The organism is Psychromonas sp., from assembly GCF_041586535.1.
Classification (GTDB): domain Bacteria; phylum Pseudomonadota; class Gammaproteobacteria; order Enterobacterales; family Psychromonadaceae; genus Psychromonas.
In genome coordinates, this window is record NZ_JBFGZY010000079.1 from 1 (window position 1) to 18,701 (window position 18,701).

General features: G+C 46.0%; 5 protein-coding genes. 1 reads left to right on the forward strand and 4 read right to left on the reverse strand.

What is annotated here, in order from left to right; genetic code table 11:
- Positions 1-16 precede the first annotated feature (16 nt).
- Entirely contained in the window at positions 17-160 is a 144-nt protein-coding gene (locus ABZA00_RS10140) for a zinc ribbon domain-containing protein (RefSeq protein ID WP_372882055.1), read from the forward strand.
- Positions 161-300: 140 nt separating this feature from the next.
- On the opposite strand, the gene ABZA00_RS10145 is transcribed toward ABZA00_RS10140, so the two are convergent.
- The 4 genes from ABZA00_RS10145 to ABZA00_RS10160 form a co-directional block, all read right to left on the reverse strand.
- The gene (locus ABZA00_RS10145) at positions 301-1,896 is read right to left on the reverse strand and encodes a PfaD family polyunsaturated fatty acid/polyketide biosynthesis protein (protein WP_372882051.1); all 1,596 of its coding nucleotides are present in this window, start codon (positions 1,894-1,896) and stop codon (positions 301-303) included.
- 108 nt (positions 1,897-2,004) lie between these two features.
- Positions 2,005-7,896 (reverse strand): beta-ketoacyl synthase N-terminal-like domain-containing protein, encoded by a 5,892-nt coding sequence (locus ABZA00_RS10150; RefSeq protein WP_372882052.1) that lies wholly within the window; start codon positions 7,894-7,896, stop codon positions 2,005-2,007.
- Between the two features lie 11 nt (positions 7,897-7,907).
- Complete coding sequence (locus tag ABZA00_RS10155; RefSeq protein ID WP_372882053.1) at positions 7,908-10,409, reverse strand: PfaB family protein; 2,502 nt, start codon at positions 10,407-10,409, stop codon at positions 7,908-7,910.
- Positions 10,410-18,533: an SDR family NAD(P)-dependent oxidoreductase gene (locus ABZA00_RS10160; RefSeq protein ID WP_372882054.1), complete on the reverse strand. Its 8,124-nt coding sequence runs from the start codon at positions 18,531-18,533 to the stop codon at positions 10,410-10,412. It lies immediately after the preceding gene.
- Between the last annotated feature and the right edge of the window lie 168 nt (positions 18,534-18,701).

Here is an 18,701-nt window from a genome sequence, read left to right on the forward strand (position 1 = left end):
GTTTCCATCGAGTAAAATGTGTAATGAATGTGGTTCGCTATATTCTGGTGCATGGTCTCTGGCAATCAGAAATTGGAACTGTGAATGCGGGGCCGCGCATGATCGCGATCATAATGCGGCTATTAATATTCACAATGAAGGGCTAAGACTACTTGCTTAAAAATTCGTGGCGGCAGGTAGTGCCGACACGTTAAACGCTTGTAAGAGGTTTTAGAAGACTAACGCAACTTAATGTTGCAATGCCTAAACCGTTGACGACAAGCATCACCTTGCTTTAGCTGGGTGAGCTTCAAAAGATTGTTAACCTGCATGATAATCTGACAAACTTTGCTCTAACTTAACCCCCTGCAGTTTAAGCTGGTTAATACGCTGCAGATAAGCTGCACCTTTTAACAGATGCAAGGCTACATCAACCGCTTTACGTTGCCGGTAATCCTCTAAATAAGTGCCCTTCACCCAGCTGTTAAACGCCCCTAAACTTGGACCTGACCAGATTTGATAATCCATTTCACGTCCTGCTTCACCGATATTCGACCAGCGTGAAGAGAGCCCTAAATACCAACGGAAAATCAATGCCATTTTGCGTTTAGGGTTAGTTTGAGCGCGAGCTAACATGTCTGGATCACGGGCATGGAAAAATTCGACAGTATCTGTCCAGACGCTGTCTAAGTTTTGTCTAAAAATCTGTTTCTCGATTTTTTCTCGTTCTGCTGCGGGAATCGCTTCAATAGAATCGTAAGCCATATACAGTTCATAAAGTTTATTCGCACGCATGGCAAACATAGAGCCACGCTTTACCACCTGCAGTTTAACCCCCATTTCAAACATATCTGCCGCGGGTGCCATAGTGACATCAGCCATTTCCACACCGGCAAGTAATTTACGCGTATGCTCCGAAGCGCCTGCTTCAATACATGCCTGGTTGACGCTGCCCAAGACAATATAAGCTGCGCCCATATTAAAAGCGGCTAATGCTGCTTGCGGCGTTCCAATCCCCCCACCCGCGCCAACACGCATGGCAGGCGAAAATTGATATTTTGTCTGTATTTCATCGCGTAAAGCGATAATTGAAGGTAATAAGGTTAAAAAGGGACGGTTATCGGTGTGGCCACCGGAATCGGCTTCAGCTGTAATATCATCAGCCATGGGAACGCGTTTGGAGAGCTCTGCCTGCAACGGGGTAACCTTGCCCTGAGCGAGCAGCTTCTCAACCAGCTTTTGTGGTGCAGGCTCCATAAAACGGCGTGCCACTTCAGTACGGGATACCTTGGCAATAACTTTATTTGCAATGTGCACAGTGCCGTCCGCATTTTCAGATAAACCGGCCAAACGATAGCGGACAATATGCTCAGTCAAAGCCAGATAAGCTGACGCTTCCACCACTTTAACCCCCAGTTTTAAGAAAGACTCAACAGCACCACGCTCTAATGCTTCTTCACTGGGCGCATGAATCAGGTTCACCGCAAAGGGGCCATTTGGTAATTCGCTTTGAATTCGTTTGATAGAACTTTCAATCACCTCAGGGATTAGACCAGCAGCGCCAAAGGAACATAAAAATCCCGCTTTCCCGAGTGCTACAACTAATTCAACCGAGGCAATGCCGTTGGCCATTGCACCGCCATGATAGGCATATTTTACCCCATAGCTTTGTTTAAAATCAGGATCGCCTAAATCTTCCGGATTAAGCGCCTGAGCAAAAGCTAATACCCGTTCATGACCAGCCGCACTAACTTTTTGGCTAATACCCACTCCGGCACCATTTTGGGCAAGATAAAGGGGTTGCTGCAGATCCATTAAGTAATTTTTTACTATCTTGGGATCACTGTTTACTGCTGCCGGATCAACTTGCCATCCCCAGTTGATTGGATTGTGTCTGGTAAAACTCAAAACTGACATATTTGTACCCTAAACAAAGCAGGTTAATCTGCTTTTTTGTCTAAAAATTAAATTCATATTATGCTTGCCGGGTTTCCAGTGAACAGCATAGTGGAAACCCTCTTTTAGCTACGCTTCAATAATACTCAATACGATATTTTTCACTTCATAAATGCGCAGGCCATCTTTAGATAAATTAGCATCCCCTACTAAACGTACTTCTCCGGGTTCGCGGACAATATCGGTGATATGCACATCCAAACTCATCTGTTTGTTAAGCGGTGTAATCTGCCCGCGGTACTTCCAAATAACATTCGTGGTTGGTGCGATAAATCGGGGGTTGCTAAATCCTGCACCTAAATCATTTTTCAATGCATAAGTTTGTAACAGTTCGATGATCGCTTCAACCCCCAAAGAGCCCGGCATAACAGGATCTTGATGAAAATGGTAACGGAAGAACCAATCACCGGCATCGATCGTGCGTTCACCGTAGATGTAGGCAATATTAGCTTTACCACCGCCCTCAACAATTGCTACGCTGTCGACAAAGTTCATCTGCCCGCCCGCTAAACGGTAATGCGGTTTGCCGACCGGTGCACTGAAGAAAAGCAACTGCTTATCGGACAGGTCAAATGTTTCAATTTGTTCGGCCGGCGTTTGATTATCTGCAAACCAGGCCGAAGTGACCTTGCCGTTATCGATACCCAGTTGATTGGTTAATGACTCACGACTGAAATAACCAAATACTGCGTTACCCTGATAAAAAGTTTCTCCCTCAACAAGAAGTTCAAAAGTAAAGCTTTGAATAATTGCGCCACCAGCGATACTGGTCGTTAATAAAACCGATTTATTAACAATGGTTTTACCACGCAGGTCTATCTGCCTGAGCAGGGTGCCACTGCCGTCCAGGTTACGGAAAAAGAGATCTTTTTGCGGATATTTAAGGGTTGTGCCCATATGACCGGAAATAAAACCGTTAGGTTGTAATGCAATTTCCATGATCAGTGAATAAGGCATCCAGTTTTGATGGCTGTTCTTAGTGAAATACCATGCATCTTCGGGCACATAATATTCCGCAATACAGCTGGCCGGATTTTTAAAATCTAAGCGTTGGCCCTTTACTTCAACTACCCGGGTCACGACCTGTAAATCACCGCAGGGCGTGCGTGGTGGAATACGCCCTTTATAAACAGCAAAATCAGGACCAAAACATTTTGTTATATCGCCGGTGGCAAACTCAAACAGATGCCAGGGGGTAAACGGCGCCTGATCAGGCACGCGATTTTGTCCTGCAACAAAAGGAGCCTCAAAATGTTTGATCGGTACTACTCCTTTTTCGCGATGGGCGCTGAAATCGGATTCAACACGCATTAGCGGACGCTGGACATCTTTAAAAGGATTTATGCCGCGTTCATCAACAATAATCTCATTGCCGATTTTCTTAACCCTGTTAGCTTCCGCTTTAGCAACATGACTTTCCAAACGTCTCAGAGCCAAATCAACGGAAAGGCTCACCGGATCGACTTTAGTGCCAGCAACCGCAGGTGAAGGTATCTGTGGCAGTATTGCCTGTTTTTGTTTTACATTTTCCGGCAGGCTCACGGGATAAGGAGAACTGCTGTCCTGCTCTTTAATCTCTACGCAGAGATTTTTAAAATCAACAACGACTTTGCCATCGAGAATAATATCGATATTCGCTTTGATAAACGGGCGCGGCAACATGCCCATTTCGATGACCTCCATGCGATAAGTCAAAGTATTTATTTGCGGCAGTACCTGACCTCGACAGCGTACCGTCTGCGCCTCACCCGGCATGGGCTGGAAACGAGCATTATTTACATTGCTATTCATACCTAACCAAAGCATAAAGAACATCGCCATCTGCCCGCATCCCTCAGACATTAATGATCCCGCCATAACCTGATCATCTTTAAAATGACAAGGAAAATACCAGTGGTCAGGGTGCAAATCTTTTTCGCCCTCTAATATGCCTAAGCCCCAATGCCCTCCCCGCGGATCTATTCTGGTAATACGTTCAATCATCAGAAATTTTTCCGATGAGAATTTCAAAGAGGGGTTACGCCCCTGCTGATCGTATTGCGGGCCGAAGCAGCCCATAATATCTCCGTTTACCAGTTTGATCATATCGTTATACCCGTATTGAGTACGGTTATTGCTGATCAATGGCTGGAAATAAGACTTTTTCGCCGCAGCAAGCTGTGCTTTATCTTTATCGTTATGGATGACCCCTTTACCTTCGGCTAACTCTTCGTCAGTAAAAAATCCGGCGCAGCCGTTACGCATAATTAAGACTTTTTTATCACCGACAAAACAGTCGTAATGGAAGAAAAACAGCAGCTGTTCACCATTTTTGGCGAAAGAGTCGACGTAAATTTCATAACGTAATGTTTCACCGCCAAAGGCCATCTCTTCCAGGAAAGTTAATTCACAATCCAACAGACGGTAAACCCGCTCTCCCTTGTTTTGAAAATCGATACCAATATAGGAGATAAGCATTAAATCACACTGTCCCGATTCTACCGACACCGACCATGGAATTTGCCCGTCAATTAAAAAGGGAGCATCTATGGGAATATCGTATTCCGTTGCCATATAGGATTTTTTATACTCATTGGTGGTCGCATCTAAATCCGTCACCCGGGTCACTAACAGATAATCCGTGGTTGGCAAACGCACGCGGCGGGCATAACTATCAATAATCTTATAATCACTGCCGAAAACGTTAGCAATCTTACCTTCAGCAAATTCCACCAGATCGGCATTGCTAAAAACAATTTTCTGCGCTTTGTTATAACGCTCAACTAACTGCAGAGGTGGATAAGCATAGCCCGGCGCCCCTTGTATTTGAAAACCCGTTGGCTGTACTGCTGAGGATTGTCTACTGCCGGGCTGCATGATTTTCACAGTCTGTAACTTTTGCTCTTCCCGCAGTTCATCCGTTGCGTCTGGTTTAATTCCACCTGCAACAGGTAAACCGCGGGCGAGCTCTGCCTGCAGCGTGATTAATTTGGCTATCTGCTGTTGTGCAGCATAACGTGAACGAATAAATGCCTGATGCGTTTTTGTCTGTTGAAAGATTTCTTTACTGGTTTTGCTGTTCACTTTTACTCCAGCCTGCTCTATCGAGGTCGGTATTTCCGAAAATGGTGGTCTGCTTGTAGCCGTTGCACCGTTAACTGCTGCTAATTCTGCTGTTATCTGCAAAGATGAAAGGCAAACAGGATTGTTAATAGAAGTTAAGGGTTTAGTACCTATTTTTTCTTTGATGTTGGCAAATAGCGGATTGTTACTCTGTTTGAGAATAGACTCTTGAATATTCTCTCCTCCCAGGGTGATGGTCTTAACCAACGATGCTTTATTTTCGGTGTCTGATAAGGTCTTACGACGCGTATCATTGGTTGATGACAAAATCAGATGGGCACAACAAAGATCTTTTCCTAAGCCGTTGATCGCGGTATAAACGCCAGCTTTATCTTTGTTTAACAGTAAAGCCGTTTTGATAATGCTCGCCATACCGGAGGCATTAAAAAGATGCCCGACCTGACGTTTCACACTGTCTATTGTTGTATTGGGGTAGAGATTATTAAAGGCGGCTTTTTCTGCTTGATTATCATTTATAAAGCCACTGGCAAAAGCTTCAATATTATTGATTTGTTGAGTAGTCAGCCCAGCCGCCTGGCAAGCCTTATGCGCAGCTGTTTGTATTGCCAGGTGATCACTTCCCGGTGCAAAACTGCACGCATCTATGCTTGCATAAACCTGGTTAGGATCGGCAGCCGAACCTGGTTTAACCACAAATGCGCCCGCCCCCTCGCCAACTAACCATTGTTGGGAATCTAGTAGGTTGGGTCTGTTTGTTGCATCTTCAGAAACACGACCATAGCGTTGGCGCAAGCTGATATTTTCAAGGGAGCCGGCCAGATCAACGCCGGCTATAATAACCGCTTCAACACTGGAAGTTTGAAACAGGTTTTCCGCTATTTCCACACAGCGGTATACGGAGTTTTCTTCACTGGATACGGTAAAAGCGGGACCGGAAAAATCCCATAGTGCTGAAATACGCGACGCCATAATATTACCGATAAAACTGGTATATTGATTCAACTGCGCGGCTGATGCGATGCTCTCTTTGGCGATATTTGCCAGCATGGCCTGCTGCTCGGTAGATAACTCAATGCCCTGCTCTTGCAAACCCTGCTCAATTTGAGTAGTTAAATTCACCCGGCCACGATATTGATGCAGATCCAGCTCGACTCCCATCGCCACCAACACCGCGACATTCGTTCCGGGCATTAACTGCGCATCTTTTGCCGCATTATCGGCAACTTTCATCATTAATAACTGCTGCGGAATAAGGCAGTCCTGTTTATTGGGCGGCACTTTAAAACGTAAAAAATCAATATCGAAGTTTTCGATATAACCGCCTTTCGGCGCTTTATTTAATAATAAAGTGTCTTTAATGCTTTGGCTTTGATCCATGCCTTTCCAGCGGTTTACCGGGATTTCACGAAATGTGTCTGCATCTGTTTGTAATAGCGTATCAAAGTCGCTTAAATTAGCCACTCCGCCAAAAATACAGTCCATGCCGATAATTGCCAGCGGCTCTGCTGCTTTTGCCGTTTTATTGTCGTCTGTATAAGGAGTATTTCCCGGTTGTAAAACAAGATGGGCATTACTGCCGCCAAAACCGAAGACACTCACCCCGGCAGTGCGAGTTTTACCGCTATCAGATGGCCAATCAAGGGTTTCTGTGGGCATCTGCGCAGAGGCGAAATAGCCGTTTTTGGAGCTGATTGGATCTTTTAAACTGATAGTAGCCGGAATTTTGCCTTCATTTAATGCCCAAATCGCTTTGGTCATTCCCGGCATACCAGCAGCGGTCAACAGATGGCCAAGATTAGATTTCGCCGAGCCCAATAAAGGTTTGCTCTGATAAGCACTGAAAAAAGTTTCCATTGAACTTAATTCGACTTTATCCCCTTTAGGGGTGCCCGTCGCATGGCATTCAATATAATCCACATCTGCAGGATTGACCTGCGCATCCTGATAAGCACGCTGATAAGCCAGTACCTGCCCTTTACTGTTCGGACTTAAAACGAACTCACCTTTACCATCATTAGACAAGGCACCGCCTTTGATGATCGCATGAATTTTATCACCGTCACGTAATGCATCTTTATGGCGTTTTAATACCATCATGCCGGCACCCTCTGCTGCGAATAACCCCTGAGAGTTTTTGTCCAGAGGCGCGTGACAATCATTGCCCGGAAAAGCCTGGAAAATAGAAAAGCCCATATTAACAAAGAGCGGATCGGCGGCAGAAACCGCGCCGGCAAGCATCATATCGGACTTGCCCGTATGCAGATAATCACAGGCTAATTTAACGCTGTAACAGGATGATGCGCAGGCAGCGTCCAGGGAAAATGTGCCGCCGCCCAATCCTGCCGCCGTAGCTAATAAAGCCGATGGGAAACCGGCAATCAGGGCATTATCCGGCTGGACTGTTTGCGCTTTAGTGAAATTAGCCAGCTGCACACTGCTGCCGGTTAGCTGTTGTAATGCTTGTTCAACCACATGGCCATAGAGCGGTAAAAAAAGATGGTTTGATGTTTTTGTGGGAAAAGATAAATTGCCTAATATCAGCCCGCAATTTTGCAGTTTTTCACTGCCCCAGTAACCGGCATCGGTTAAGGCTTGCTGAGTGACATATAATCCCCATTTATTAAGATCGTCTAACTGGTTAAGGTAGCTTTTATCCAGGCTTGGAGAGATAAACGGCGCGGGATCAAATTCGAAATCGCGGATGTAACCGCCATACATGCAGTAAAATTTGTCAGCCTCACCTTTTCGGCCGAAGTATTTGGACGGCTCACATCCCAACTCTGCGGCTGTAATTTGACTGCGGTTATCCTGTTTTTTTAATAACTGCTGCCAGAAACCTTGTGGTGTTTTCGATCCGGGAAATAGATTCGCGATACCAACAACGGCAATGTTTTCCATAAATTATTCCTTTACTTAACGGCTTGTACGGGCTGAATAATAGTACCGTCGAAAAAGCTCTTTAAATTAATATCAACACCGAAACTGACTAATTTTGCAACTGCACGTGCAAAGGTAAGCTGCGGATCTGCCCCTTTGCTATTCACCGGGACAGTTAAAAAATCAGGCTGCAAATCGTTTTCTGTGAATACTGAGCTTTTTAAAATTTTGTCAGTCCAACTGCACAGGGAGCGTCCGGCGCCCATTTCAATAAACACCGCTGCCCCCTGAGCCGCTAATGTATTAATCAGACGCGGGAAATCAACAGGTTCGCACAAACACTTGGCAATGCTTACGGCGATAGCATGTTTATGTTGTGGGACAGGCAGATAACATGAACTGGAATAGATTTTAGTGTGGATCCGCTCACTGACATCCATGCTATAGAGCGCTATCATATTCTGATATTCTGTATAAGCGGGCTCACTGTGAATTGCATTAGGCATGTTCAACGCTATGGCAGTCACACCCAGACGTTTTATCACCCGCAAACAATCTTGCGGATAACCACCGATGGTTAAACTGTCCGGCGTATTTATGATGGTAATATAGACACGCTCCCCCTGTTCGATTGCCTGAGTAACGTCGCTGGCTTTGCCTTTTATCGTGTAGGTTTCCCAAATTGGCTGACAACTATCGTTGCCATCGGGCAGATTCCACTGCTCACGTAACGCAGTGAGTTCCCCGGAAAGGCGCTGCCTGAAAGTAGTTGAATTAGCTAAACGTTCACTCATCAAACCAGGATTTTTCCAGCAGCCCAACGCGGCGAACATACTCACCTCCCCCATGCTGTACCCTGCTGAAAAATCTGCATTAATATTAAATACCTGGGTAAATATTTTGCTAAAAACGCAGGCAAAACCTACCCCGCATTCAGCAATATTCGCCAAATCTTTGCGCAGATTCAGGTCTAATTCCTGTAACGCTTTGTAACTCAATGAAGTGACTGAACGGGGATGCATTAACTCATTTTTCAGGGAAGCGCCGATATTATCAGCCATGGCCAAAACATCCGGGTATATTTCAGGAAACAGATGAAACAGATCCTGCCCTAAACCAACGTAAGTTGCGCCGATACCGGGATATAAAAAAGCAACATTGTTTTTGGCGGCCATCGGCCTGGCAGTAAAATAGCTGCCTTTTGGTGTTTTCCAATCTGTTTGCCCGGCGAAAGCGTTGTCAATGCCGCTTATTGCCAGCTTTATCTCTTTATTTAATAGCTCGCATGTCTCAGCTAACAGAACAATTTTGAACTGTTTATTTTTCTGCTGCGAAAAGAGTTGAAAACATTGTTTGGCCAAACTTTTAAAACTGCTTGTGTGTAAATCAGCAGATAAACAGTGCAGTTTTTGTAACAGCCCGGCTTGATCATTATCAGCTAAAACAAATAGAGTCAGGTCTGAGCTGGCGTTAAAACCATTACTGTGTACTAACTGATCATTATTTTCCTGCAGAACTATATGCGTATAGTGATCTGCCGATAAACAGCTAAAAGTGGCATAGCGTGATGCACCATCGGCTTTAGGAAAATCCGCTGCTGCGTGGTTAAGAAAATAAAAAGCCGACTCAGACCAGGCCTGTACCTGCTCACTTGCAGGAGATGTCCAGTCTTTAATAGCAGCCCGGTAACGCTGCTGCAGGACAAAAACACAATTCAGCAACCCGAGCAACTGCGAAAGCGAACCGTTTTCACCCAGTACACTTTTACAACAGCTGATCGCGGTATTCAACGCCGGCACATCTGCATAACCGGCAAATAGCGCGGCACTTTCCAATTCACTAAGTTGAGACTCTGCCAGCGCGGAAACTTCCACACTGTTGATCATCTCTGCAGTTACGCCTGCAGATTGCAAAGCCTGTTTAATCACCTTTGAGGGCTGTCCGCAGTTATCAGAGCTCGCAGCAGCATGCAGATAAGAATAGGTATAACAGCCCTGTGCAGCGGCAAATTCTCTGCTGGATAATAATAAACTAACAACCCCGTTATTATTGCCGTAGCCGTTAAAATCATCGGCAAAACTGATACTGGCTTTATCTTGTATTGCGTCCCGCGCAGAGTCGCTCTTAGCAGCAACCAATAGTACCGCAATATTAAATTCCGTGATTAACTGTTCAGCTAGTTTAAGTGCAGCGCCCAGGTCCGCTACACGGGTAACACTGAAATAATCCAAACCGTCAGTGTGAAGCACCCCACCGGCATCTTTAATGTGAATAACAGCCACCAGCTTCCTCGCAAGTTTGTTGGCTGTTAGCACACGATCCGCTGAAGATAAACATAGGCTCACATATTCGCTTTGCTCAAGCCGAGTATCTTTATCCTGCCGTTCACGCAGGTGCAGGCCTCCTTTATATAAAGCAGCCTCGACTCTGTCAATATTAGACAAGCCATCAAACTGCGCGTCTAAGCCAATAATGGACAACCTGCTGTTCAGGTTATAAAATGCTTGATTGCCTTTACGCTTCAAGTCGGGCATTTATTTAGCATGCCCGTGAAATAAATGATTTAAACTGGCACTGGTATTTACTTCGACGCCCGATATTTCTGCCATGATCTGCTTATTGCGGTCGATCAGCTTGATATCGGCCACGACTTTATTGGCCGCTTGTTCAGAAATAGTCAGCTGCAGGTAAAAGGCGCGATCCAGCTTAACTTCAGAATAAACTGTCCAGGATAAAGTACTGCTTGGCAAACTGCCCAAGCCCAATTGTTGGCGAACCCAAATCAATAACGCCTGATAGACAAGATCATTGGCGAAGATATTGTTTTCCTGCAGATTAAATTCACCCTGTTTTCTTTGTACCGAACCGGCAATCAAACAACTTAATAACAACCCCTGTGAATCACAATGCAGCAGGGCCTGTATCCCCTGCAGACTACTGCCGTGAAATAAGGTACCATCTTTATAAAGTGCAGCAGCATTCGCCTGTTTACCTAACACCAAGCCAGGAAGCTCGCCATAATGCAAAGGTGCAGACTGATTTTCTTTCGCCCATAATAACGTCGCCTGGTAATGAAATAGCAGGCTGCCATCCGTTTTTTCGCTGGCTATTTTAACGTTAACGCGTAAATTTTCACCTTCGGTATCAAGCGCAGCCATCTCGATAATATAATCGTCGGCCTGATTACCATCAAAGACAATACCTTTAAATAGCTGGTAGTTTTCCAGCCCCAGATAAACAAAATCAGGGTAGCTATTTTTAACGGCTTCCACCATCCAGGCAATCGCACAGACAGTCGGCAGTACCTGATGTTGACCTATCTGGTGATCTGCCAGAAAAGGATTGTCAGCCGCTAACACTTTTTTTACCAGTCGACTAACTAATGGCTTTTTAAAACTGGCCTGCGCGGCATTGTTTTCCGCTGCTATTTGACCGGACATATCGTTGCCCACCAGAATTTGCGGGCAGCGATTTGAATCCGCCGCCAGTTCATTTAATAACAATTCAGCGCCCGCAGCCATAGGAATAATGTAAACGCCGCGCTGATCAAACATACGTTTGAGTTCGGGTGTTACCATGCCGCCATCCCAAGGTCCCCAGTTAAAGCTAAGCACCTGCGTGTGAGGATATAAGCCCTTAAAACGATAAGCCGTTTTATTTAAAATCTCATTAGCCATGGCATAATCAGACTGCCCCGGGTTGCCGTAGAACCCTGCTGCAGAGGAGAACAGCACAAGGTGTTGAAGTTTATCCTGCTGGCAACAAGCTAACAGAGATAACAGCCCATCGATCTTGGTAGTGTAAACTGCGGACAATTCCGCCAACGTTTTCTGCTCAATAAATTTATCGGCTAACACCCCTGCGCCATGAATAATACCGCTCACCTCTCCCCAGAGGTCAGTAATCGGACTAACGGCAGAAAACAAACTATCGGGAGCAGTGACATCGACGCTGATATATTCAGCAATTCCCCCGACTGCATGAACAGCCTCTAGTGTTTGTTTGATTTCCCGGTTGGCTAAAACCGGACGAATAAAGGCAGCCACCGATACAGGTGTTGGTTTCTCACCCTGTGTAATCAAAGCCTGCATTGCTGCTTTTTTCAAATCATCCAGTTCTTCAATGCCCGCAGCCCAATCGGGTTCGCTTTCCTGATAATCAGAGCGGCCTAATAAAATAAACTTGCATTTATACTGTTTGGCCAAACGGATAACACACTGCGCAGTAACCCCTTTGGCACCACCACTGACCAGGAATACTGAATCCTGATCAATAGTGTTACCCGGCTGAAGGTTATAACTATCCGTTTTTTCAGCAACTAAGGTTAAACGGCCATTACTGTTAAAACCGACTTCGACAGGATTAAAGCTTTTATCATTAAGTTCATCAACAACAATATTGGCGACTTTATCTGCACAAAACTTGCTCGCCACATCAACAGCCCGGCAGAATACCGAAGGCCATTCATGGGAAAGCGTTTTGACCAAACCACTCAATCCGGTTTGCACAAGGTCCGATTTATGTTCGTTATTATCGGCGCCAAAAGCGCCGCCTTGTCGGGTTAACACCAGAAAAGATGACCGGGTTTCATTATTGTTTTTATTACCTGCCAGACCGGAAAGTTTAGCCAGCAAAAATGCTAATATTAACCCCTGCTTACTTTCCTGCGGGTATTCAATCCCGCTTATCTCGGTATCAGGATGTAAATAAACCACACTGCTCCAGAGTGACTGCGTGGCTATAATCGTGATTAGCTCATGCTCATCAGCTTCATTCAGAGCAAAAACGTTCACCTTCTCATTAAAAGGTTTGTCTGAATTAACCTTCACCCAGCTTGGTTGAATAACCGTTACCGACCAGCCTAACTGGCTTAATTTATCAGCCAGACGCACACCACAACCTTGACCATCATCGACTAATAACAGGTTTTCACCATTAACATTAGCTTCCATTTTTTCAACGCCATTGAGATGCTGCACCCCCACGGTTGAGCTTGGCGCAGGTTCAAAATCGGCAGGTTTTTCAAATTCTGCTGTCTGATTCTTCGGCAAGGCTTCAGAGCTTTGATCCTGTCTAAATTGTCCGCTCATATAGGTAACAATTTCAGCAAGGGTGCGCAGTTCGGCAAGCTCTTCCGGGTTTAATTCCGGCAAATCTTCAAGCTGATCCTGCACCGCACCAAGAATCTCCACCCGCTTAATAGAATCAATGCCCAAATCCGCTTCCATATCCATGCCCGGCTCGAGCATCTCTACCGGATAACCGGTTTTATCTGCCACCACGTCCAGCATCACGGTCTGGATCTGGCTTAAGTCTAACGCTGCTGGTGCAGAGTCTGCAGCAGATGCCGCGGGTGCCTTGCCCTGCATGTAAGTAACGATTTCAGCCAAAGTGCGCAGCTCAGCAAGATCTTCCGGATTTAATTCCGGTAAATCAGCTAGTTGATCCTGCACCGCACCAAGAATCTCCACTCGCTTAATAGAATCAATGCCCAAATCAGCTTCCATATCCATGCCCGGCTCGAGCATCTCCACCGGATAACCGGTTTTATCTGCCACCACAGCCAGCATCACCGCCTGGATCTGGCTTGAATCTGACGCGAGTGCCGCAGAAACTGCTGCAGACTCTTCAACCGTCGCAGCGGGCAGTACAACGTCTACAGATGCCGCAGGTGCTTTACCCTGCATATAAGTAATGATTTCAGCGAGGGTGCGCAGTTCGGCAAGATCCTCCGGATTTAATTCCGGTAAATCCGCTAGTTGATCCTGCACTGCACCAAGAATCTCTACCCGCTTAATAGAATCAATGCCCAAATCGGCTTCCATATCCATGCCCGGCTCGAGCATCTCCACCGGATAACCGGTTTTATCTGCTACCACAGCCAGCATCAACGCCTGGATCTGGTTTAAATCTAACGCTGCTGTTGCAGAATCTCCTGCAGGCACTGCAACTGTCTCAGCTGTTGCCGCAGGTGCTTTCCCCTGCATATAAGTGACGATTTCAGCAAGGGTGCGCAGTTCAGCAAGATCTTCCGGATTTAATTCCGGTAAATCTGCTAGTTGATCCTGCACCGCACCAAGAATCTCCACCCGTTTAATGGAATCTATGCCCAAATCGGCTTCCATATCCATGCCCAGCTCGAGCATCTCCACCGGATAGCCGGTTTTATCTGCGACCACAGCCAGCATCACTGCCTGGATCCGGCTTAGGTCTAAGGTTGCTGTCGGCGCAGCGGCTTCTGCAGGCGCTACAACATCAGCAGCGACCGCGGGTGCTTTGCCCTGCATATAAGTGACGATTTCAGCCAATGTGCGCAGCTCGGCCAGATCTTCCGGATTTAATTCCGGTAAATCTGCTAGTTGATCCTGCACCGCACCAAGAATCTCCACCCGTTTAATGGAGTCAATACCTAAATCGGCTTCCATATCCATGCCCAGCTCGAGCATCTCTGCCGGATAACCGGTTTTATCTGCTACCACGTCCAGCATCACGGTCTGGATCTGACTTAAGTCTAACGCTGCTGCTGAGGCCACTACAGGCACTGAAACTGTCTCAGCCGTTGCCGCAGGTGCTTTACCCTGCATATAAATGACGATTTCAGCAAGGGTGCGCAGTTCAGCAAGATCTTCCGGATTTAATTCCGGTAAATCTGCTAGTTGATCCTGCACCGCACCAAGAATCTCCACCCGTTTAATGGAATCTATGCCTAAATCGGCTTCCATATCCATGCCCAGCTCGAGCATCTCTGCCGGATAACCGGTTTTATCTGCTACCACGTCCAGCATCACGGTCTGGATCTGACTTAAATCTAACGCTGCTGTTGCAGAACCTTCTGTAGACACTGCAATTGTCTCAGCCGTTGTCGCAGGTGCTTTACCCTGCATATAAATGACGATTTCAGCGAGGGTGCGCAGTTCGGCAAGATCTTCCGGATTCAATTCCGGTAAATCATCAAGTTGATCCTGAACCGCACCAAGTATTTCCACCCGCTTAATAGAGTCAATACCCAAATCCGCTTCCATATCCATGCCCAGCTCGAGCATCTCTACCGGATAGCCGGTTTTATCTGCTACCACATCCAACATCACGGTCTGGATAACGGTTAAATCAACTGATCTCTCAGCTGTTTCTGCGCTGACAATATCGGATACGGGTGTCGCTGGTTGAACAGTTGTAGTCGTCACCGCGGCTTGGGCAGCAGCATCAACTGCTTGTGTATAATTGCCAGCCGTTGTTACTGTGCTTTTTGAAATTTCTGCACCAGTGCTCACCGCCGCCAGTATCTGCTGCATGTTTTCACTTTGGTTATTCAAATAAGACTCATGAACGCGCAGGGTTTCACTCTGAAAGTCATGATACATTGCTAAGGTTTTATCTAAACTTTCAGGCAATTCCGCCTTACCGGCCTGAGATGCGAGGACAGACTGAAAGGTTTTTGCATATTCTTTAGGTCCCTGCATATACTCTTCATGTACGCTTAGCAGTTGTGCCTGATGCTCTACAAATTGCCCCACACTTTGTTCAATCGATTTCACCAGATCGGCATTATTCACAACCGCATTTTGTGCTGCCACACTGCCGACAGCAGGATTCTCGAAAGACGTACCATCCGCATTAAGATAAACAACCTTCTCGACAATTTTTTCTACGATCACCTCTTTTTCAACAGGTACCTCTTTAACAATCATATTGTTATTAGGTTGCGCTTGCTGAGCACTGATTGTCCGGCCGTCATTAAGAGCATCCTGAAAGGCTTTTTTGGTTTTGTCACTGACATAGGCAGCACCGGTTAACTTCATTGCCAATGGGGATTTTTTAACCGCAGTGGTCGGACGCGGCAAAGCGTTATAGGGATCGATTTCATCAAGCTGGACACCTAATACCGCCATCTCCACTGCGGCTAAACGCAATTGTAAATCGGCTGATTTTTTAGGATTGGCATTAATCGCGATGGTGATGACATCGGACTTGTCCTGAAGAATATTATCCACTAAACGGGTTAACACATTTTTAGGGCCAAACTCGATAAAGATACGTCCACCAGCTTTATAGAGATTCTCAATTTCCTGGTTAAAATAAACCGATTCTAAAATATGTTTTTTCAGACTGCTTTTTATCAGATTCGGGTCTTCTGCGTGTGCAGCGGCAGTGCCGTTTGAGAAAACAGGTATGGCAGGAGATTTAAATTCTACACTGTCAATCACATCGGCAAAGGGTTTTTGCGCATGGCTTACCAGCTCAGTATGAAAAGCAGCCGAAACAGGCAGACGCACAACTTTATACCCTTTTTCCTGAAGCTGTTCGAAAGCGCTTAACACCTGACTTGTCTCGCCGGCAACCACAACCTGATTATTAGCGTTATAATTTGCAATAGAAATATTATCAATAGCAGCAATATCTTTGGCTATCTCAGCAGGCTCTCCGACAACAGCGATCATTGTACCGGCATCAAAATCTGTATCGTCCGGCGCAGCCATTGCCTGCCCACGGCTGCGCGCAAGCAGCATATAATCCTGATCAGAAACGACTCCCGCCGCCCATAATGCAGTTAATTCACCAAAACTATGGCCCGCGGCAAAATCGGCTTTAAAACCGGCCTGCTGGAAAGTTTTATATAAACCGGCACTGAAAGCACCAATCGCAGGTTGTGCGTATTGGGTTAAGCGTAAGGTTTCATCCTGAATCCGACGTTTTTCTGCATTGAATACGGGAACTGGGTAAGTCACTGCCGAGAGCGGCTGTAAACCATGGTCACTAAACTCTCTGTCCATCAAGGCATTCGTTTCTAACATCGACGGGAAGTTACAGCTTAAATCAGCGCCCATATTAAGATACTGAGAACCCTGACCGGAAAATAAAGCAACGATTTTTCCCTCCGTCTGCAGACCTGATTGACGGTAAAAAATACCGCTTGCGATGCTCCAAGCCGATGAATCATCCACAGAAAATTGTTTTAAGATCTGCTCAATCGCCTGCTGTGCCTGCTGTGCATTTTTAGCCACAAAAGCACAGCGTGCAGACTCTGTATCGGGCGTTAATAACGGGTTTTCAGTCACTAAGGCGTTAAAAGCATAAGGTTTAAGCTCTGTTGCTACCGCCAGTTTAGCACTCCAGGCAGACAAACTTTCTATTAAGGCGAGCTTATCAGGTGCACTGATCAAAATGGTTTGCGGAACTTCATTTAAACGGTAGCGACCCGTTTGCTTACTTTTATATTCTTCTAATACGATATGAAAATTGGTACCGCCAAAACCAAAGGAACTCACGCCTGCCCGGCGCTTAATGCCATCAGCACGCGGCATCCAGGGACGTGTTTCACTGTTGATATACAATGGCGTATTTTCAATATCCAGGTTTTTATTGGGCTGCTCCACGTTAATCGTCGGGGGAAGTACTTTATGGTGCAGTGCCAATGCTATTTTAATCAAGCCCGCAGTACCCGCCGCCGCCTTAGTATGACCAACTTGAGATTTAACCGAACCTAATGCGATATGCTGTTTCTGCTCATTATTTTCACTGAACAAGGTTGTTAATCCGGAAAACTCCGCAGCATCCCCCGCCTTGGTGCCGGTACCATGCGCTTCAACCAGACCGCAGGTTAACGGATCAAACCCTGCGTCTTGATAGGCACGCTTCAGCGCTTTAACCTGTCCCGATGGACGAGGTGCGTAAATTGATTTGAAACGACCATCCGATGAACTGCCGATCCCTTTAATAACAGAATAGATTTTATCACCGTCCCGTTCGGCATCTTGCAGACGTTTCATGGCGATCATTGCAACACCTTCGCCAATCATCATACCGTTGGAGTTTTCGTCAAAAGGACGAATATTTTCACCATCTGTAAAGGCCGGGGTTTTTGAGAAGGACATATACATAAAAGGCGAGTTATCACAGCACACGCCACCCGAAATCATCATCTCGGAGCGATACTCAAGCAGATCAGATACCGCCATTTTAATCGCCGCCAGCGAGCCGGCACAGGCAGCATCCACTACACAGTTCGTCCCGCCAAAATTAAAGCGGTTGGCAATACGTCCGGCAATCACATTACCCAGCATACCGGGAAAGGAATTCTCTTCCCATGGAATATAGGCTTTTTTAAATTTATCAATAATCATATCGCGATCGGCAGCCCCGATCCCCGATGCTTTTAATACTTTATCCAACACCGGTCCCTGCAGACGGGAAGTTAACGGGCCAATCTGTTTCTGCCCGCCACCAACGCCCAGGGTAATACCTATTTTGTCGCGATCATAACTGCTTTCATCTGCAATACCTGCATCACTAAGCACATCACGCGCCACCACCAGCGACATCAACTGGGTAATATCGGTCAGCTCCAGTATATTTGGCGGAAGGCCAAATTCCATCGGGTCAAAATCTATTTCCGGTAAAAAGCCGCCACGTTTACAATAGGTTTTATCAGCAGCTTTTTTATCTGCACTGTAATAATCATCAACCGCCCAACGATCTTCCGGCACCTCTTGTATACCGTTCACAGACTCAACAATGTTATCCCAAAATTGAGAAAGATTTTTACTTTCTGCGAAAACAGAAGCCATACCAACAATCGCGATAGGACATTCCTGCAGGCGAGAATTCAATTGCTTATGCTCAGCCGTATCGTGCTCGTTCCGGGTTTGTTCGGTAGACATTTTATTACTCCAGTTAAAAAACCTGCTGCATTAATCTTTGTCAGGCACTTACCAGACAAAAACCAGTTTGCATTAATCATTGTCAGACATTTGTCCAACTAAAACCTGCTGCATTAATCCTTGTCAGGCACTTACCAGACAAAAACCAGTTTGCATTAATCATTGTCA